Origin of the sequence: Streptomyces sp. NPDC051907 (assembly GCF_040681075.1) — a bacterium.
GTDB lineage: Bacteria > Actinomycetota > Actinomycetes > Streptomycetales > Streptomycetaceae > Streptomyces.
On sequence record NZ_JBFAYB010000133.1, the window covers coordinates 1 to 17689 of the forward strand.

At 71.1% G+C, this 17689-nt stretch carries 25 protein-coding genes and 1 pseudogene; 1 reads left to right on the forward strand and 25 read right to left on the reverse strand.

The genetic code is table 11. The features are described from left to right. Positions 1–66 precede the first annotated feature (66 nt). The 25 genes from AB0M39_RS38010 to AB0M39_RS38130 form a co-directional block, all read right to left on the reverse strand. Positions 67–330, reverse strand: coding sequence for a helix-turn-helix transcriptional regulator (locus tag AB0M39_RS38010; RefSeq protein ID WP_365372533.1), 264 nt, complete (start codon positions 328–330; stop codon positions 67–69). Between the two features lie 172 nt (positions 331–502). After that, positions 503–862 carry a hypothetical protein gene (locus AB0M39_RS38015; RefSeq protein ID WP_365372535.1) on the reverse strand — a complete coding sequence of 120 codons (360 nt, stop codon included), beginning with the start codon at positions 860–862 and terminating at the stop codon, positions 503–505. A gap of 13 nt (positions 863–875) precedes the next feature. Next, positions 876–1238 (reverse strand): hypothetical protein, encoded by a 363-nt coding sequence (locus AB0M39_RS38020; RefSeq protein WP_365372537.1) that lies wholly within the window; start codon positions 1236–1238, stop codon positions 876–878. 98 nt (positions 1239–1336) lie between these two features. After that, on the reverse strand, positions 1337–1612 hold the full coding sequence (locus AB0M39_RS38025; RefSeq protein ID WP_365372539.1) for a hypothetical protein: 276 nt from the start codon (positions 1610–1612) through the stop codon (positions 1337–1339). Beyond that, positions 1609–1767 carry a hypothetical protein gene (locus AB0M39_RS38030; protein ID WP_365372542.1) on the reverse strand — a complete coding sequence of 53 codons (159 nt, stop codon included), beginning with the start codon at positions 1765–1767 and terminating at the stop codon, positions 1609–1611. Before AB0M39_RS38030 ends, AB0M39_RS38025 begins: the two co-directional genes overlap by 4 nt. Then, positions 1767–2846, reverse strand: a complete 1080-nt coding sequence (locus tag AB0M39_RS38035) for a hypothetical protein (protein ID WP_365372545.1) — start codon at positions 2844–2846, stop codon at positions 1767–1769. The genes AB0M39_RS38030 and AB0M39_RS38035 overlap by 1 nt, the downstream gene beginning before the upstream one ends. A 39-nt stretch (positions 2847–2885) precedes the next feature. Beyond that, positions 2886–3986 (reverse strand): hypothetical protein, encoded by a 1101-nt coding sequence (locus tag AB0M39_RS38040; protein WP_365372548.1) that lies wholly within the window; start codon positions 3984–3986, stop codon positions 2886–2888. An 11-nt stretch (positions 3987–3997) separates the two neighbouring features. After that, positions 3998–4645 (reverse strand): hypothetical protein, encoded by a 648-nt coding sequence (locus tag AB0M39_RS38045; RefSeq protein ID WP_365372550.1) that lies wholly within the window; start codon positions 4643–4645, stop codon positions 3998–4000. 87 nt (positions 4646–4732) lie between these two features. Beyond that, on the reverse strand, positions 4733–5524 hold the full coding sequence (locus AB0M39_RS38050; protein ID WP_365372553.1) for a hypothetical protein: 792 nt from the start codon (positions 5522–5524) through the stop codon (positions 4733–4735). Between the two features lie 236 nt (positions 5525–5760). After that, positions 5761–6546 carry a hypothetical protein gene (locus tag AB0M39_RS38055; protein ID WP_365372556.1) on the reverse strand — a complete coding sequence of 262 codons (786 nt, stop codon included), beginning with the start codon at positions 6544–6546 and terminating at the stop codon, positions 5761–5763. A 4-nt stretch (positions 6547–6550) separates the two neighbouring features. Continuing rightward, positions 6551–7171: a hypothetical protein gene (locus tag AB0M39_RS38060; RefSeq protein ID WP_365372559.1), complete on the reverse strand. Its 621-nt coding sequence runs from the start codon at positions 7169–7171 to the stop codon at positions 6551–6553. 6 nt (positions 7172–7177) lie between these two features. Further along, positions 7178–7681, reverse strand: a complete 504-nt coding sequence (locus AB0M39_RS38065; RefSeq protein WP_365372561.1) for a hypothetical protein — start codon at positions 7679–7681, stop codon at positions 7178–7180. Further along, a complete protein-coding gene (locus AB0M39_RS38070) occupies positions 7678–8397 on the reverse strand; it encodes a ParA family protein (RefSeq protein ID WP_365372564.1) in 720 nt (239 codons plus the stop codon). Before AB0M39_RS38070 ends, AB0M39_RS38065 begins: the two co-directional genes overlap by 4 nt. A 74-nt stretch (positions 8398–8471) precedes the next feature. Beyond that, positions 8472–9803, reverse strand: a complete 1332-nt coding sequence (locus tag AB0M39_RS38075; RefSeq protein WP_365372566.1) for a hypothetical protein — start codon at positions 9801–9803, stop codon at positions 8472–8474. 3 nt (positions 9804–9806) lie between these two features. Next, positions 9807–10256: a hypothetical protein gene (locus AB0M39_RS38080; protein WP_365372568.1), complete on the reverse strand. Its 450-nt coding sequence runs from the start codon at positions 10254–10256 to the stop codon at positions 9807–9809. 196 nt (positions 10257–10452) lie between these two features. Beyond that, entirely contained in the window at positions 10453–10818 is a 366-nt protein-coding gene (locus AB0M39_RS38085) for a hypothetical protein (RefSeq protein WP_365372571.1), read from the reverse strand. A 135-nt stretch (positions 10819–10953) separates the two neighbouring features. After that, complete coding sequence (locus AB0M39_RS38090; protein WP_365372574.1) at positions 10954–11841, reverse strand: hypothetical protein; 888 nt, start codon at positions 11839–11841, stop codon at positions 10954–10956. Between the two features lie 98 nt (positions 11842–11939). Continuing rightward, on the reverse strand, positions 11940–12974 hold the full coding sequence (locus AB0M39_RS38095; protein WP_365372577.1) for a DUF932 domain-containing protein: 1035 nt from the start codon (positions 12972–12974) through the stop codon (positions 11940–11942). A 203-nt stretch (positions 12975–13177) separates the two neighbouring features. Continuing rightward, entirely contained in the window at positions 13178–13513 is a 336-nt protein-coding gene (locus tag AB0M39_RS38100) for a hypothetical protein (RefSeq protein ID WP_365372580.1), read from the reverse strand. A 132-nt stretch (positions 13514–13645) separates the two neighbouring features. Beyond that, positions 13646–14107, reverse strand: coding sequence for a hypothetical protein (locus tag AB0M39_RS38105; RefSeq protein WP_365372583.1), 462 nt, complete (start codon positions 14105–14107; stop codon positions 13646–13648). Beyond that, positions 14104–14874 (reverse strand): hypothetical protein, encoded by a 771-nt coding sequence (locus AB0M39_RS38110; RefSeq protein WP_365372586.1) that lies wholly within the window; start codon positions 14872–14874, stop codon positions 14104–14106. The genes AB0M39_RS38105 and AB0M39_RS38110 overlap by 4 nt, the downstream gene beginning before the upstream one ends. Next, positions 14871–15041 carry a hypothetical protein gene (locus tag AB0M39_RS38115; protein WP_365372589.1) on the reverse strand — a complete coding sequence of 57 codons (171 nt, stop codon included), beginning with the start codon at positions 15039–15041 and terminating at the stop codon, positions 14871–14873. The genes AB0M39_RS38110 and AB0M39_RS38115 overlap by 4 nt, the downstream gene beginning before the upstream one ends. After that, positions 15038–16273 carry a hypothetical protein gene (locus tag AB0M39_RS38120; RefSeq protein WP_365372592.1) on the reverse strand — a complete coding sequence of 412 codons (1236 nt, stop codon included), beginning with the start codon at positions 16271–16273 and terminating at the stop codon, positions 15038–15040. Before AB0M39_RS38120 ends, AB0M39_RS38115 begins: the two co-directional genes overlap by 4 nt. Next, positions 16266–16898, reverse strand: a complete 633-nt coding sequence (locus AB0M39_RS38125; RefSeq protein WP_365372595.1) for a hypothetical protein — start codon at positions 16896–16898, stop codon at positions 16266–16268. Before AB0M39_RS38125 ends, AB0M39_RS38120 begins: the two co-directional genes overlap by 8 nt. A 117-nt stretch (positions 16899–17015) precedes the next feature. Continuing rightward, positions 17016–17270 (reverse strand): winged helix-turn-helix domain-containing protein, encoded by a 255-nt coding sequence (locus AB0M39_RS38130; protein WP_365372598.1) that lies wholly within the window; start codon positions 17268–17270, stop codon positions 17016–17018. Between the two features lie 326 nt (positions 17271–17596). Here AB0M39_RS38130 and AB0M39_RS38135 point away from each other — a divergent pair. After that, positions 17597–17689 (forward strand): annotated as a pseudogene (locus AB0M39_RS38135) (carboxyltransferase domain-containing protein); the annotation flags it as partial.

Below are 17689 nucleotides of genomic sequence, written 5' to 3' on the forward strand. Positions count from 1 at the left end.
CAACCGGCCGGGGTCGTTCTGCTGTGCGCCGCTTCTGTGGGCGCGTCCCCTCCCAGAGCGCTTCTGTCAGGGGGTCTCGGGGGCGGTGCAGGCCGCGACCAGCACCTCCCACACCTTCAACGAGCTGGCGGGCGACGGGTGTTCGGTCCCGCTCTCCCAGCCGGTGAGCAGGTGCGTGGTCACGTTGCACTCGCGGGCCATGTCGTCCACGGTCCATCCGCGCAGACGGCGGACGCGGGCGGCGGTGCCGTCGCGGAGGGCCGCTCTGCCCAGGAGGCTCCGCTCGGAGTCCGTGAGGGACTGACGGCTGCTCTCCATGGCTGCACCCATGGTGCGCATGATGCCCGGCCGGGCGGCCGGGCGGGCGGGGCGGCGCGCCGGTTACCCCGGCCGGGGGACGCGGACTCCTGTGCGTCGCTGTAGCGGCACGGCGGAAAAGGGGGCGGGCCCCCGGCCCGCCTCGCGCCGGGGGGACGGCGCGAGGTAAGCCAGAGGCCCTGAATCAGGCGGGGGGGATGCCTGGTGTGGCGACGGTACTCGCCAGCGTCCAGAGCCGCATGGATTCACGCGCCTCGGCGCGTCGCTCCGCGGGCGTCTGGGGCTGCTGGTGAGGACCGCCGTGGCAGGAGCACTCGCCCCAGAAGTGCGCGGGCGGGCCGACCACGGAGCGGATGAGGCACTCGCGGTGGAACGGGACCAGCTTGGCCGTCCCGTCTGCGCGGACGAGGAGCTGCATCTGGCCCTGGTCGCCGTCCTCCACGGGGACCTCGCACCACAGGCACGGCTCGCCGACCGGCGTCGGCACGCGGGGCGCGCCCTCGCACACGGGCGCGTCCCACGGCTCTCCGAAGATGGAATTCACGGGGTCCAGACTGTCAGGCCACGCGCCGCATGGGGGCCAGCGGCGCCATGACGGTGAACAGCGGCGGCTGGTAGTCGCCGCCGTACAGGGGCAGGATCTCGTCGGCCGCCTTGAGCTTCCGGCGGCACTTCATGCAGGAGACGGGGGCGCGGGTCGCGCGGAGGGCAGTCGGCGACCAGCCGTACACGGCGGTGTGGCACAGAGGCTGAGGCACCATCTCGCCGTACAGCCACCGCTCCTTGTCCACGGCGTGCACGACGGAGGAGCCGCGCACGGACATGCGCTGGCCGTCGCTGAAACGGCGGCGCATCTCGCTGGCGAACGAGCGCAGGTCTGCTGCGGAGAGCAGTCCGGTCTCGCTCGTGATCGTCGTCATGCCCCTATTGTCGCCCCAACCCGACACTTTATCCAGCAGGTTCGGTACAGATGCACCCCGGTGACGGCGTGTCACCGGGGTGCAGGGGGCGCGGCGTGTTACCGGACCGGCAGCGCGACGGCCAGGCAGGCGGTCGCCTGCGCGACGAGCAGCGCCATCCCGACGAGCACGGTGGGCAGCACGTACGTGCGGTGCCTGTCCCACGACCGCCGGACGCGACGCTCTGTAGCGGCGATGGCGGCCGGGTTGTTGGACATCACCGCCCCGTGCGTCAGGACGCGCATCCGGCGCGCGTTGACGGCCGCGCAGAGCGCCACGGCGACCGTGACGCCAGCGACCAGGGACACGGGCAGCAGCGACAGCGGCCACATCATGAGGGCTCCTTCGGCGCGCCGGTCACCATGCACATCAGGATGCCGGACAGCTTGCAGAAGTCGAGCGTGGGGACGCGGCGGGTCCAGAACCCGAGGGCCAGGAGCGCGAACTGGAAGCCGAACGCCGCGCAGATCACGATCAGGTGCGGCTTCATCAGGCGACCTCGACCGTGTTCAGGTACTGGCCGAGCGCGATGACTTCCTTCCCGGCGGCGTGCTGGGGCCGGGTGATCTGCTTGGCCTTGAGCTTTCCGGTGATGCGCATGGCCTGAGCCTTGATGCAGTGGTTGAAGGAGTCGCGCGGCAGGCCGAGGACGTGCATCCGGATGCGGCGGGCGGCGTACTCGGGGTCGGGGTCGAGCTGTGCCTGGCCCAGGCGCATCAGGTTGCGGTCGATCCAGCCCAGCGTCGGGTCTTCCAGGGCGCGGTGCTGGGCGTCGCCCTGCCTGGCCGCGTCGCCGAGTTCGGCGTACACCGTGGACGAGGAGAACCACACCTTGGTCGCGCTGTACCCGAGAGCGGTCTGCGGGGATCGGGCACCGGGGACGCGGCTGATGTTGGCCTGGGCGCGGGTCAGCGAGTCGAGGGCACCGGCCTTGTCGCCGAGGATGGCCTGGGCGTGGGCGAGGTGCATCCAGCCCATGAGCAGCCCGAAGCCGCCGTGCTGTTCCGCGTCGGCGATGATGCGCTCGGAGCGGCGCAGCACCGTGCGCCACTGCCCGGAGTACATCGGCACCCAGTTGGCCTGCGCGTGGATGAACGCGCGCAGGTCGCGGTCGCCGTCGCCGCAGAGAGTGTGGGCGCGGGAGTACAGCTCGGTCGCGGCGTGCTCGTTGCCGAAGTCGATGTAGCACCCGGCGGCGAACATGGCCGCTTCGGCGGCGAGCCGCTTGGCGTGGCGCTTGTGCTTGAGTTCGGACTTGGCGGCGAGGAGGTTGGCCTGCGCGAACACCCACAGACCGGTGTCCATGATGGTGTGCCGGTCGAGCGCTCCGGCGTGGGTGACGTAGCGGGCGCCCAGAGTCTCCAGCTCGTGGAGCGCCGCGCCGTACGCCTCGCCGAAGGACGCCTTGAGGAGCGTTGCGTCGGAGTCGGGTGTCTCGGCGGCGCTGGCCGCCCACGCGGGTAGCGCTGCGCCGGGCAGGCCCAGCGCAGCGGCGATCAGGGTACGTCGTCGCATGATGACGGGGTCCAGTTCGGGGTCGGGCGTGTGGCTCGGGAGGATCAGGTACACGGCTTCTCCTTGAAGCTGTGCCAGCGCGGATGGGTCAGGTCATCTGGTGAGGGAGAGCAGGTGGACGCGGAGGCTCTGGACGGCTTCGTCGCGGGGGTCCTTGGCGGCCGCGCGGTGGGCCAGTGCGCGGGCGCGGCCGACGACGGGGTTGGGCGGGTCCGTCATTCCGCGGAGGACGGCGAGGGCGGTGGCGGCGGCGTGGCCGGGGTCGGCGGCGACTTCGGCCACGCCGAGGCTGAGCATCGGCCGGTGCATCGCGGAGACGGACGGGTCGCTCAGGGCGGAGTCGTGGGCGGCGCGGTGGTTGATCTCGTCGCCCAGGGCGGCGTACGCCTCGGCGGTGGCGAGCCTCAGCTTGACCCAGGCGAAGCGCTGGGGGTGGTGGGGGGCGGGGAGCATGGCGCTCCCGGAGTCGGTGTAGCGGGCCATCGCGCCGTACGCCTCGCGCAGGGCCTCCTCCACGCCTGCCGCGTCGCCCTGTGCCCCGCACAGTCGCGCCTTGAGGGCCCAGGCGCAGGCGGCCGCCCGGCCGCCCGGCCGGTCGGCCTTGGCGAGGGCTTCGAGAGCGGTGGTGCAGAGGCTTTCGGTGCGCTCCAGGTTCCCGACGTAGAGCGGCATGTACGCCCACGACGTCCTGATCCACGCAGTCAGCTCGTGGTCACCGGCGCGGTCGGCTGCGCCCTGCGCCAGCCGGTACAGCTTGGTCGCCGACAGGTAGTCGAACCGGTCCGCGCAGATCATCGCGAGCTGGCGGGCGGCCTCGGCCTCAAGGGATAAGGCGCGCTTGGCGAGAGAGCTGCGGGCGGCGCGGTTGGCGACGACGACGGCCTGCGCCCACTGCCACATCGCCACCTCGTGGAGGTCGGCGCGGGCGGGGGCGGAGCGGGGGGCGACGTAGTCCGCGCCGGTGCGCCAGATGTCCCCGGCCAGGTCGGTGATGATGGTCGGCAGGGTGCGGGAGCCGCTGAGGCGGTCGGGGGCGGCGACGGCCGCGTCCGAGAGCACGCCGGGCAGCATGCCCGCGCCGGTGGCCCCGATGACGGTGGCGATGAACTTGCGACGGCGCATGGGCTCCTCCTTCGCGTTGACTCTGGGCTCGAAGTACCGGCGCTCCGGGACCGCCGGGCTGGTCTGCGTCATGGCCTGGTCTCCTAGTTCAGCGGTGCTGAGGCTCTGCGGAACGGCTTCCAGCCCTCGGGGACGAGGGCGCAGCGGGAGGCCCACAGGACGAGCAGGGTGGTGAAGGCCAGCGCCCTGAGCGGCGGGGCGCCGGTGTCGGCGTGGTAGGCGGCGGTCCACTGGCGGTGCGCGGTGCGGTAGTGGCCGGTGTGCATGTGCAGGACGAACGCCTGGAGGGGGAGGCGTGCGGCCCCCAGGTGGCCGAGCTGTTCGTCGGTGGTGCTGGGCTCGCGGTAGCGGGAGGCCAGCGTGGCGAGCAGCGCGGCGGCCTGGGGGTCGCCTTCGGGGCAGCGGGCGGCGAGCTGGGGGAGGTCGAACGGCGGGCTGGGCGCGCGGTTTCTGCCGAGTGTGATGTGGCGGGCGAGCTGGCTGGACAGGAGCCACTCGCCGTCGGGGCCGTAGTGGCGGGCGAGGTAGGAGCCTTCGTCGGCGAGGGCGTCCCACGGGCCGGGGGCCGTGGCGATGCGGGCGTGGGTGTCGGCGAGGGCGGCGTGCGTCATCATGCGCTCGGCGAGGGACTGGATCTCCTTGCCCTCGGCGAGGGTCAGGTTGCGGTGCTGGCCGGTGCAGCCGTCGCCGGGGTGGTGGTGGGCTGAGCGGCCGGGCGTTCCTGTCATCATGGCCTCACTGTCTGTGGTGTGTTACCAATGATTAGCGCTCGTACACCGTGTGTGCAAGCGTCATGTAACAGGACCGCCCGGCGGCTGCTACGAGCCTCGGGAGTAGTGCGCCGACCAGGACGGATTGATCTGGCCGGTGTCGTACACGGAGTCCTGCCGGGACTTGAGGAAGTTCTCGGTCAGCTGCTCGCGGTTGCGTACGCCCATGGCGGCGGTGGCCAGCATGAGGGCCGCCTGGAGCAGTTCGCGCTTGTCGGTGCGGCCGGGGCCGCGGAACAAGGCGGCGAACACGGCTCGTCGCCGGTCCTTGGCGGTGAGGTCGGGTTCGTGGGCGGCGGCGAACGCGGCCCGGAAGGCTGGCTTCCACGCGGCCCCGACGTTGACGGCGCGCTCGGTGAGGCTGAGCGCGTAGGAGAACGCCTCGTGCGCGGCGAGGCCCTCGGCGATCTCGGGGTCTCGGGACTGGCGGGAGGCGATGCGCAGGAGGTGCTCCTCGTTCGGCTTGAGCATGACGATGGTGCCGAGGTCCACGACGCCGAACATGTCGCGGCTCTCGTCGGCTGTGTTGGGGTGGTGCTCGATCTGGATGACCCACTCGGTCATGAGGTCGAGTGGCCCGCGCCAGCCGAAGTCGTCCCAGAAGATGTGGAGCGCGTTGACCGCCTGGGTCGCCACCTCCAGCCTCGCCACCTGCCTGACGACGTCCATGTACTCGTCGCTGCCGCGCTTCGGGGGGACGGGCTCGGCGGGCGTCAGGCTCGCCAGGACGCCCGCGAACTCGGGCAGGTCGACCTGGGCGCCGGTGTCTTCGATGACGATGTCGGCGTCTTCGCCGAACAGCTCGGCGAGCAGGTCGATTGCCTCTTCTTCGAAGGTCACGTGCTTCTCCTTACTGCCCGCCCGGGCGGGCGGGCGGCCGGGCGGGCGATCGGTCAGTTCTCCGGGGGTGGATGGCCGGGGGCGACGGGTGTGCGGAGGCAGGTGACCGGCGGCCGGGACCGCTGGATGCGGTCCACGGCTGGCCTTCCTGCGAGCGGTGCTGGGGTGTCGCCCCCGGCGGCCGATGATGCGCCGTGTGACATCAGATTAGCATCACCTTACGATGGCTGTAAACCCTATGTCACATTAGGCCGGTGGCGGCCGCAGGCGCAGCGCGGCTCGCGCCCCCGCCCCTCCCCGTTTCTGCCTTCGTGCCACCACGACGGCATCGCGTCGTGGCGCGCCTTGGCGTCCATCCCCTGGTAGTACGCCAGGCTGCCCGTCACCTCGGGCGGCGTGCCCAGGGCGTCCTCCCGGAGGAAGTTGTCCACCCAGCCCTCGCCCTGCGGCATCGCCCGGCCCCGCAGCGACGCGTGGACCATCGAGACCGCGAGGTTCGTCTCGGCCAGCCGGTCGTCGTCGCGGCTCAGGTGCTTGAGCAGGATGGGCCAGGCCGGTTCCTGCTGCCCGCCGCTGGCCTCGATGGCGTTGAGCGCCTGCTGGCACACGGGGATGAAGGCGGTCAACGAGCCCCAGACTTCCTCTCCTCCGGCCATGGCCTGCACGAACGCCTCGTGCGTGGGGAGTTCGGGGTACAGGGCCTTGGCCTGGGCGGCGGCGGACCGCAGCCGCTCCTCCTCCGTGAACAGGCGCAGGAAGTCGCTGAGCTTGATGTGCCCGAAGGCGTCCCGCCGGTGCGCGCCCTGCAAGTCGAACGAGCGGCTGAAGTGGAGCAGCATCTCGGTGATCACGTCCAGCCCCAGCCGCCAGCCGACCCACTGCCACGGCGGTGCGAGCCGCGCGTGGAAGGTCTTGTAGTCCCCAGCCGCGCAGATGGTCAGAATGAGGCGGCGGTAGGCCAGGGTGCCGCGCGGCGGCGGCTCATCCCCTTCGTACTCCCAGTCGTCGGGGACATCCATCATCTCGTCAGCCCTCCGGCCCACGGCCGTTCCCCCTCTCGTCGTCGTCCGGCTCGTCGTCTTCTGGCATGTCCGCGTTCACGTGCGCCATGAACACGTCCATGGACAGGGTGTCGTCCACGTCCCTGGAGTAGCGCAGCCCGAAGGCGGCCTCGGTCAGGAGCGTCGCCATCACCGCCCGGAAGACCTCGGCGTCGGCCTCGCCCAGCAGCCGGGACACCTCCGCCACTTCCCCCTTGGACGCGGCCTCGGCCGCGCGCTTGGCGATGGTGACGGCCTGGTCGTTGACGACCACCAGGCGAGCCACGTGGGCGTCGTCCGGCTCCTCGCCGGTCAGGTCCCGGGCGATGTCCTTCATGCGGGCGTGACCCGTGTCGGGGTCCGGCGCGTCCGGCGGGCGCTGGAGGAAGTACATGGCCGACCCCCACACGTATGCCAGCCGGACCGCGCCGGGCATCCCCCACTTGCTGATCATGTCCCCGAGGAGGCCCTTCGCGCCCCGCCTCCAGCCGTTGCTGAAGGCGGCGGCAGCTTGAAGGGCGACCGTGCTCGTCTCGTGGATCATGTAAGGCGCGGACTCCTCGTCGACGTCGATTCGGTCGTCGGAGCCGTCGCAGTGCATGCACATCCGGGGTCAGTCCTCCTCGATCGGGACGCCCTTGGCTTTCAGGTGCGCCCGCAGGGCCTCCTCCACCTCGTCGTACTTGCGGCTGTTGTCGCGGATTGTCAGGGCGTCGAGCGCGTCCAGGACGGAGACGGAGACGTTGGCGGTGAGCTTGTCGCGGGCCGGGCGTTGGGAGCGGCGGCGCGGGAGCATCGCGGGGCTGCCGAGCTGCGCGCGGCCGGACGGGCTCCCGCCCGCCCGGCCGGACGGGCGGGCGGGGGCGGGCGGGAGCAAGGTGAGGCTGTACCCGCCCGCCCGGCCGGTGGCCTCCATCGCGGCGTCGGCGGCCAGCTTCTCGGTGGGGGCGTGGACGTGGGCCAGCTCGTCGCCGGTCTTGTCGTCGACGACGGCCCACAGCTTGTCGACGAGGGGCTCCTGGGGGTCCGCGGAGGGGGCGGCGGCGGGGCCGGTCAGCAGGCCGCCCAGGCCGCCAGAGCGACGCCGGGAGGGTCCGGAGGGGGAGGGGTTCGTCATGCGGAATTCTCCTTCGGGTTGTCCAGCTCGTGCTGGACTGCGACGTAGTCAAGCCCCGACTCGATCGGCCAGCCGTACATCTGCTGGTAGGGGAGGCGGTGCTTGACGACGGAGGTGAGGACGGACAGGCCGACCGCCCTCAACTCCTTCTTGGCGTCCTTCACCATGCGGTCACTCTTGGCGCTGGTGATCAGGATGGAGACGGGGATGTCCCGCTCTCCCAGCTCCCCCACCGTCGTCTCGGCGGTGTCGGGGAGGGTGTCGATGTCCACCGGCGACGGGGACGCGGTGAGGATCATGCGGTCCGCGATGCGGTACGCGGCCCGGAGGATCCGGTCGTTGTCGCCGCCGGTGTCGATGATGATGAGGTCGAACTCCTGGTCCCATCCCTCGTCAAGGATCGCGTCTTCCAGGTCCTCGGAGACGTGGGTCTTGACGGTGAAGGGCAGGCCGCCGCGCCCTTCGGACTTGGCGCGCCGGTTCCACTTGCGGCTGGTGCCGGACTTGGGGTCGGCGTCGATGACGAGCACCTTGATCCCGAGCAGCGCCCAGCAGTACGCGAGGAACAGGGCGGTGGTGGACTTGCCGATGCCGCCCTTGACGCCGCCGATGGCGAGTATCACGGCGCGCGCGGTGTGGGCGAGGTCGACGCCGAGGAGTCTGGTGATCTTGCGGAGGGCGCGCTGTTCGGCGCGGTTGAGCGGGGTCTCAGACACGGTTGGGTTGCTCTCTGGTCGGGGACGCCCGCCCGGCGGGCGGGCGTCCGGTCACTTGTCTAGCGGATGGCCGGTCAGTCGAGGGGCGGGAACGCGGCGTTAGGGCCGGGCGTGATGGGGTGCGCGATGACGAAGTCGGACTTCCACGAGACGCCGCGCTGCTCCTTGCCCTGGCAGCTGTTGTTCCACCCCTGGATGAGGAGGTACAGGTCGAGCTCCATCTTGGTCCGGCCCTTGAGGGTCGTGCGGCGCTGGGCTGCCGGGGTGCTCTTGAGCCAGTAGAGGCCCAGCGAGTGTCCGGGCTGGCCCCGGTCCAGGTCCATGGTCGCGATCGCCCTGTACCAGGCGGTGGCGGTGCGGGTGTCGCCGCCCATCTTCCTGCTGATGATGTAGTGGGCGAGCCTGCTGGCGGTGGGGCTGACCTTCATGCCGCCGCCGATGCCGCCCAGCCGGACCGATTCGCGCAGATTGGGGTGCGACTCCAGGAGCGCGAAGATCTGGGCGTCGGTGACCTCGGGGGTGCTTCTCCACTCCGACTGCTCCACGTTGAACCAGAGGTACCCGAGCTTCGCGACGGCCGAGAGTGTCTTGGTGCTCACCTCGCCAGCGCCGTGGAGCATATCGGCGGCGGTCCGCCCCGCTCCACGGTCCATCACCCGGTACGCGTCGGGGTCTACGCCATATGCCACGTAGAACGGCTGCGGGGTCTCGGACTCGACCACGGCGTGGAGGCGGTGCTGGCCGTTGGCGGTCTGGTCGTTGGTGTCGATGCAGATCGGGTCGGCGGGGTTCAGCTTCCACTCGCCGCGCTTCATGGCGGCGGCGTACTTCTCGACCTTCTTCTCCCTGAGCGGGCGCTGGTAGGGGGCCAGCTTGACCAGTAGGTCGAGGGCGCGCTCGGGGGTGATGATCTCCGCGACGGACGGCGGCGCGTCGGCGATGGGGATGGCCTCGGCCTCGGAGCCGGGATTGACCGGCGCGGGCATGGCCTTCACTTTGCTCCGGCCGGTCGTGACGTTCTTGGAGTGGCGCTTGACGGTCCGCTGGGCGGGCACCTCGCCGGTGTCCTCGGCGTCGGCGTCGGGGTCCACTCCGAGTACGTCGAGGAGCGCCTTGAGGTGGTCCTCGTACGGGTCCGTGTCGGCGATGCGGTGAGCGCGGGTCAGCTCGCTGCACTTGTCGTACAGCTCCTGCGTCCAGCCGATGTGGCGCAGCCTGGCGACGGCGTTCTCGTACTGGCGGTTGTGGGCGCGGGGGCTGATCTTGACGGTCGCGACGTCTAGGTCGTGTTCCGGGATGGCGTTGCGGATCAGCTTGAACGAGCCGTCGTCGAGGCCTTCCATCTGGAAGCCGGGGGTCCCTGCAACTGCGCGGACCAGCTTCAGGGCGGCCGGGTTGGTTGCCATGCGTCATGCCCCCTTGGCGGGCAGGCGCCCGCCTGGTGTGATCACGTGCCTGAGACGTGATGTTCGGTTGGGTGATCGGTTGGTGATCAGTCGGTAGCGCTCGTCGAAGGCGGCCAGCGCGCCGGTCGGTTCGCCCCCCGGAAGGGTGACGGCGAATTCGCTCGCGACGGTGAGCGTGTCTCCGGCGATGCGGGCGACCACGTGGGCGACCACGCGGATGGGGCGGCCGGTGAGCTCGCGGGCCCACAGCTCGTGGGCCAGGGTCTCCGGGGCCTCGTACCAGCCGCGCCCGTCGTGGAAGCAGGTCCGCCTCTGGTCGGCCAGGAGCAGGGCGTCCATGGCCAGGGTCTGGGCGTGGTGGTACCCGAGGAAGAGGTGATCGGTGTAGTCGCCGGTGCTGCCGGGGCCGGTCGGCGTGCCGGGGCCGGTGGCGTACAGGTTGAAGAGTGTCACGAGGGCTCCGTCTCTCGCCCGGCCAGGATGCGCAGGCTCGCGGCGATGTCGGTGAGAGCGGCGTTCATGCGGGCTCCTGAGCTTGGTCTCGTTGTGCCGTGTGTCACAAGGTTAGCACACCTGATCATGGTGCGTAACTTCAGTGTCTCACGCCCGGCCGGGCGGGCGGGTACGCGCCCGCCCGGCCGGGTGAAGATCACTGCCAGCGCGGCTCCAGCGTCGTGCCCGCCTCCAGCCGGAGCGGGACGTCGCCCGCGTTGGCGAGGGCGAAGCCCGTCGCCACCGTGACGCCCGTGCCGTCGGCGCGGGCCACGCACGCCGCCCGGCCGCCGTCGGGCCGGTGATACACCTCGTGGCCCCACAACGGCGGCTGCACCCCGGGGTCGGCGTAGCTGGGGCGCGTGGCCCTGTCGGCGTGCGCCTGGAGGAGGGCGAGGAGCGCCGCTGCGGCTGTGGGGTGGCTGCCCAGGTGCAGCGACTCGGTCTCGCCGCCCTCCCCCTCGAAGGTCAGCCTGCCCTCGCCGGGGGCGGCGGCGGCCTGAACCGCGTAAAGGTCGAACATGTGGTCTCCTGACGTGCTAGATGAGACACAAGATTAGCACACGCAACGTGCGTGAGCATTGGCTGTGCGCCCGGCCGGACGGTAGGCTGCGGGGCACCCGGCGGGGCCAGCGGCAGAGGGCTGGCCCCGACCGGTTCAGGAGCCGGGGCTCTCGTCCTCCCACAGCTGGAGGAAGCCCTCGAACATCTCGATCGCCTCGGCGACCTGGCCGGGCTCGCCCGCCTCCGGCAGGGCGCGGAGCTCCTCGACCGCCAGCCTGAGGGCGGGCGCGTCCTCGCTCTTCGCGGCGACGATGGCGCGGGCCAACGACTCGTTGGCGCCGCGCAGGGCGGCCGCCGCCTGGCCCAGGTCCGGGCGCTCCGGGCCGTCCTCCGCGTCGTCCCAGGCCGTGCCGTACGGGTCGGGGTCGATCCACGGGGATCGGCGAGGCTTGCCGACGGTCCGGTACGCGTCGCGCATGGAGAACCACACGGACGCGGCGTCCCAGTCGTACAGCGACGGCACGAAGTCCTCCTCGGGGAGGTGCGTCTCGTGCTGGCCCCGGTCCGTCAGGTAGACCCCGGCGATCTGCCGGTCCAGCACCCTCTCCCAGTCGATCATCCGCCCGAACAGGCGCGACGGGCCTCCCCGCAGGGCCACGGCCACGGGGTGGCCGTCGTTGGGGAAGGCTTCGTACAGGGCGACGGCGTCGGCGGCCGTGTCGATGACGGCGAACACGGCGTCGGGCCGGGCGCGGAGCAGGGTCTGGTACCGGTTGTTGATCCAGTGCGGCGCCTCCGAGGCGCACCAGTCCGTCCACGTGGATCGCTTGGGGACCGGCCGCCACTTCCCTGCCGGGAGGACGGCCGGAGCGGTCCAGAGCCCGCCGACCGGCTTGTTCATGCGGCCGGAGTTGCGGACCGGCCGCCACGTCTTGGTCAGGCCGTGGGAGCGGGGGTTGCGGTGGTGGCGGATCAGGGGAGGCAGCTCCTCCCCGAAGCAGACGTTGATACGTCCGTCGCGCCATGGGCTGCGCGGTGCCATGCGGTCTCCTCGATGTCGCCGTGTCGGGCGAGCCTAGACGCCCTCGGCCGCCGCCCGCCCGCCGGTTGAGGGGCGGGCGGGCGGCGACTGGGGAGCGGCTAGAGCACGCCCTGGGCGGCCATCTCCGCGATGTTCTTCGCGCGCAGCTTCATCTTCTCCTTGGAGAAGACGGTCCTGTTGAGGTACGTCTCGTGGTTCTTGTACGCCCGCTCGTGGTCCAGGTACTCGCCGCCCGCCTGGAGCAGGCCGTAGGCGGTACCGCGGATGCCGTCGCAGGACTTGGACTCCAGCAGTCCCCACACCTTGCTGCGGGAGGTGCGGACGTTCTCGAGCGCCTGCGGCTTGAGCTTGTGCTCCTCGCGGGTCGGGAAGATGAACTCGTCCACGAACCGGAGCTCCTGCTCCAGCGTGACCTTCTTGGTGATCATCTCGTCGGCCAGCTCGGCGTACGCCTTCATCTCCTTGTCCGCGCCGGACAGGGCGGCGACGACGTCGGCCTGGAGGTCCTTCATGTGCTGACGCCAGTTGGCGCGGTGGTGGAAGGAGAAGCATGCGGCCTGGGCCTCGGCCGTGGTGTCGGCGTAGTGCCAGGTGTTGGCGCACACGATGCGGACGTTGGTGGCGATGGCCTTGCACGCGCCGTGTCCGTCGTGGGTGTTGAGGAGGGCGACGTAGCGGGCGGTCGGCGAGGGGTCGCCCTTGATCTCCAGGAGGTCGCCCATCTGGAGCATGGCCCACACCTTGCGGCCCTCGTCCAGGCAGCCGCCGGTGACGAACTGGATCTTGTGGCCGGACATGAAAGTCTCGATGATGTCGCCCATGTCCGAGTTGGTGATCATCTCGTAGGAGTCGACGGCGGAGTCGAGGATGAGGCCGGTGTCGGAGCGGGTGATCCACTTGAAGCCGTGGACCTGCTCGAACTGCTCCTCGGGCTGGCCGGTCTCGTCGTTGATGACGATCTTGCGGCGGAAGGGGGCCTCCTCGATGGGGTCCCAGTCGAGCCCGGCCAGGGTGCGGGCGGCTTCCCAGGTCTCCGGGTAGCTGTCCAGCAGCGTCGTCTTGTCGGGGCCGGTCAGGGAGTAGTGCCAGGGCGTGTCCCTGACGCTGAACATTTTTTCGACCATGTGAGCCATGTGCTTCTCCCTCATGCGGTGGGGGCGATCCGCGTGGATCGGTGTGCACACAGCATTGCATACCTCACCTCTGTGCGCAAACCTTGTGTTACTTCAATCTGCGTGAACGGCCCATCGGGCGACACGGCCAGGGCGTCGGGGCAGCAGAAAGCCCCACTCCGTTGGAGCCGGAGTGGGGCTTTCTGGGCTGGGTGCGGGCGGTGCTACGCCACGGCGACCGGAACCGGCGGCTCGCTGCTCAGGAAGAACTGCGCCGCCTGGCGCAGGTGGTCTCCGCACCTGCTGTCCAGGCCGGACAGTACCTTCGCCATCAGCGACTCCCTGTCCGACACGTCGGGGTCGGACAGAGCCGCGTCGAGGGCCTCCTGGACCTGGGCGCGGAACCCGGTGTAGCCGTCGGCCTGGCCGACGACGTACGCGGGAACCTCCCGGGTCGCGAGGTCGCGGGTCTCGCCGTCGAGGGTGACGATCTGGTACGAGGGAGTTCCCCCGCCGCCGCGCTCGTACCGCTTGAACTGCGCGCCGCCAGCTCTGTTCATTGCCCGAAGGGCACTGACCCGTGGCCCTGTCGCGTTCTTCCCCAGCTCGGGGCTCTTGGGCTCGTACACCGCCATCCTGCTCACCTCTTCCCATCAGTCGATGAGACACCAGTATTGCACGCGCGCCATGCGTCAGCCATCGGACGTACACCCGATCGCCCGTTCGGCTGCCCCGCTCTCAGCCTTGAAGACGCTGGTCAGGACGTACAGCTTCGACCATCCGGCCCCTCCCGTCCGCGTGATGAAGGACTCATCCGCCAGGCTCTCCAGCAACTCCCGGCACCGTGCGCCGCTGACGTCCAGGCCGGTCTCCTCCATCGCCGACTTGAGGTGGCCGTAGTGCCAGGTCTGGGGCGGGGCGGTGTAGATCGCCTCGCGCGCCAGGTCGATCTCCTTGACGGCGATGCCGCCTTCCTCCGTGACCCGATCCGCGTGGACCACCTCGACGCGGGCCTGGTCGGCGATGACGCCCAGGACCTGGTTGAGGTGCTTGGCGCAGGCGTACTGCCAGCCCTCGCGCAGCACGGTCGTCAGCGCCCACACCACCGGCGACGGGCACTCGTACTGCCCCGCCCTGGCGCACCGGCGGTTCACGACGGCACCCCCTCGCCGTTCCAGCGGTCGGCCTCCGCGCGCTGCCGGTCGGCGGCCTCCAGCACGTGGGCGAGCCTGACCAGAGCCGGGCGCAGGTGGTTGGCCAGGCCGACCGGCATGGAGGCGATGCGGTCCACGGCGGCCTGCTGGTCGCCCCTCTGGAGGAGGTCGCGGAACGAGGAGCGCAGAACGCTGAAGGTCATCTCGGCGGTGGCGCGGGCCTGGTCGGCGGCATCGAGTTCGCAGGAGGAGGCGAGCAGCTTCTCGAACTCGGCCATCTCCGCGGAGGGGGCGGCCTCGGTGCCGGTGGCGCGGGCCACGTCCTCGCGGGCTACGTCGAGCACGGGGGCCAGGGCCTCGTCGTACTCGCGGAACACGGCGGCCAGGCCGCCGTCGTTGTCCTGGTACCAGCGGAGCTTGCCGAGCGCGGTCAGGCTGGCCTCGTGGACAGCCTCGGCGATTCCGGGGGCGGGGTGCATGATCGGCTCCAGGGGTTCGAGGTCGGGGCAGCAGCGGCACTGGGCCAGGAGGATCCGCAGGGACATCGGGCGGTGGTCGACGGTGAACTCGCCCTCGCGGATGACCAGGGCCTCGCGGGCGCGCCCGGCGGCCACGTCCGGGCAGGTCTCGGCGAGCCGGGCGCGGACCTTGAGGAGCGAGACGATGGCGTAGTAGTACCGCCGGAGCACGCTCTCGCGGGACTCGTGGTCGGGGTGGATGTAGCCGTCCGCCTTGAGGCAGACGAACGCCTCTTTGTGAATGGTCATGCGGTGGCCTCGTGCGGGTGGATGCCGCTGTCGGCGGCGCGCGGGCTGGCCGGGCACTTCCAGCCGCCGTCCTCCGTGCGCCAGGGCGACTCCGGGTAGGCGCGGGTGACGCGCTTCTGGCAGAAGATGCAGGTGGCGGTGGCGTGAGGCCTGGTCTCCTTGGTCATCCCTGTGCACCGTTCCTGTGGTAGCGGGCGGTGGCGGCCGCGTCTTCCTTGGCCTGGCGGATCTCGTGCGCGGTCATGCGTCGCACAGCCACCGCCGTCTTGCACTCGGTGCCCGCGAGGCGCGCGCCGTAGCGCTGCGGCTCCGTGACCCGGCGGACGGCGAAGCCGCGCTTGGGCAGCTCGGCCATCAGCCAGTCCAGCTTCTCGGGGTGGTCCTGGCTCACGACGCGGTCGCCCTCGATGTGGACGACCCAGCCGATCAGCTTCTCGTGCGGCTCGATCAGCTTCTCTTCGGTGTAGTACTTGTCGCTGACGACGGTGTAGCCGTCCCTGTTGCCGTAGGGGTTGTTCCACTCCTTGTGGAGCTTGAGCGCCTTGGGCATCGCGGTGATGCGAGGCATCGGCTCCTGGGCCGACTCCACCTCCAGCCGCCACGCCAGGTAGGTCTCGCCGAGCGCGGCTTCCAGGCTGGCGTGGGGCTTGCACCGGCCGCACAGCTTGGTGAACAGGCGGTCGCTGGTGGCCCGGCCGCGTTCCATGCGGGGGGCTCCGGCCAGGAGCACGTCCTGGACCTCGGCCTTCCGGGCGAAGCGGTAGTCGTTGCTGTAGGTCAGGTGCTCCCCGCCCTTGGTGAGCGGGCAGTCGGCGAGGTGGATGACCGGGACCATCATGTCCGGGCTGATCTTGCGGGAGCTGGAGTTGGGCTGGAACGTGACCCAGGTGCGGGGGCCCAGCTCGGCGTCCTCGGCGGCCTGGGCATCCTCGGCGGCCTGGGCGGCGGCGGCGGCCTGGGCGGCGGCGGCCTGCGCCTCACGCTGGCGCTCGGCCTTCCTGGCCTGTTCGCGCAGATCGGATACCTCGTCCAGGCGGCGGTCGATGGCCTCGTGGACGTGTGCGTAGTCGGCGTAGGCGTCGCGGAGCTTGGCGGTGGCCACGCCCTGTGCGGCCTCCCACACGGAGCGGGCGGCCTCCAGGTCGCCGGTCGCCTTCTTCGCGGCGGCGAGGAGCGTCGCGTAGGCGGCGCGCCATTCGGCGGCCTCGGCGGGGGTGGCGCGGGCCACCTGCTGTCCGCGCCAGTCGTCGGTGCCGCCCTCGTCCAGCGGGTCGGCCCAGGGCTCGTCGGTGAGGGCGTGGACGGACTCGCTCTTGTTGAAGCCGTTCACCTCGTCCAGGGTGTCGATGTCGTCGGCGACCTTGAAGTAGGTCGCGTCGTCGGTGGGCTGGTCAGTCACGGTCTGTGGTCCTTTCTGCTCCGGCCGGTCCGCGCCAGGTGAGCGGGCGGGGGCCGTCGTCGTATGCGTAGGTGATGCGGACGGGTGCCTGGAGGTTCGCGTGGACGATGGCGAGCAGCTCGTTGAGGCCGGAGGCGATACGCCCCTGCTCGTCCACGCGGATCGGTTTGTCCACGTGGACGGTCCAGGTTCCGAGGGCGAGTTCCTGTGCCAGCTCGGTCACCTGCTCGGGGTCGTATGTCTCGGCCCAGTGCTGGGCGTCGGCGGTGTTGGCGAGCGCCAGCGCCACGATGGGGGTCACGACTTCCAGCGGGGTGTCGGGCTGCTCGTGCTCGGGGTAGAGCAGATCCTCCTGTTGCATGGCGCGCAGGGCGTCGCCGAGGCTGATGAGGATGGCGCCGTCGGCTTCGCGGCGGACGCGGGGCGGGACGACGCCCGTGTCCAGGACGGTCTTGGGCACGGTGAGCATGATGTCCGGGTCTTCGCCTGCTCTGGCGCGGGCGGCCAGCTTCACGAGCCACGGCCCGTACGCCTCGGGGAGCGGCGGGAAAAGGTCGTCGCGTACGTACGCGACGGCGGCGGCGATCTGGTCCTCGACCGTGGGCGGGGTCGCGGTGTCGCTCATTTGCGTTCTCCAGGATCGTGCGTAGGAGGGTGGAGGGTTGGGCCGGGCGGGGGCTGGGGGGACGCCAGCGCCCCGCCTGGGGCCTTCAGGTGCGGGCGGCGCGGCGCTCGCTGTTGATCATGGCCTGGCCTCCGGGGCCGGGTGGTACACGGTGTGGTTGAAGACGGGGCCGTCGATCCACGCGGACCGGATGCGGCCCTGGCGCTCCAGGCGGGTCAGGTGCCTGTGGATGCGGACGATGGAGCGGCCTATTGCGACGGCGACCTCGGGCGCTTCGCTGTCGGGGTTGGCCTGGAGCCATGCAACCAGCTCGTCGTCGCGGCGTCGGCGGCGTCGGGCGGCGCCTCCGGCGGACAGGTATTCCCACAGCACGGCTACTCGCCCTCCCTGCGGACGACGGGCTCGCGGCCCTTGGAGGCGGCGGTCACCGGGGGCCCTCGCCCTTCTCGGCGATCTGGCGGGCGAGGTCGGCGACGACCCCGGGCGTGAGGGTGCGGCCCAGTTTGCCGGTGAAGTCGACGTCCAGGGCGAGGATGTCGGCAGGGTCGAGCGGCGCGATCGTTTCCCCGCAGGCCAGTTCGGCCCAGAACTCGGGGCTGCCGCCCTCGCCCCTGGCCCGTCCGCGCAGAGCGCCCCGGTGGGTGTGGCCGTTGACGGCGACCAGGATGTGGGCCTCCTCGCCGACGCTCAGTCCGCGTCCGGACCTGGCGGACGTCGCGGCTGGGTGGCAGGTGAGCGAGGAGGCTGCGGCACGCATCCACTCCGCCGCCGAGTACCGCGTCGCCTTCTGC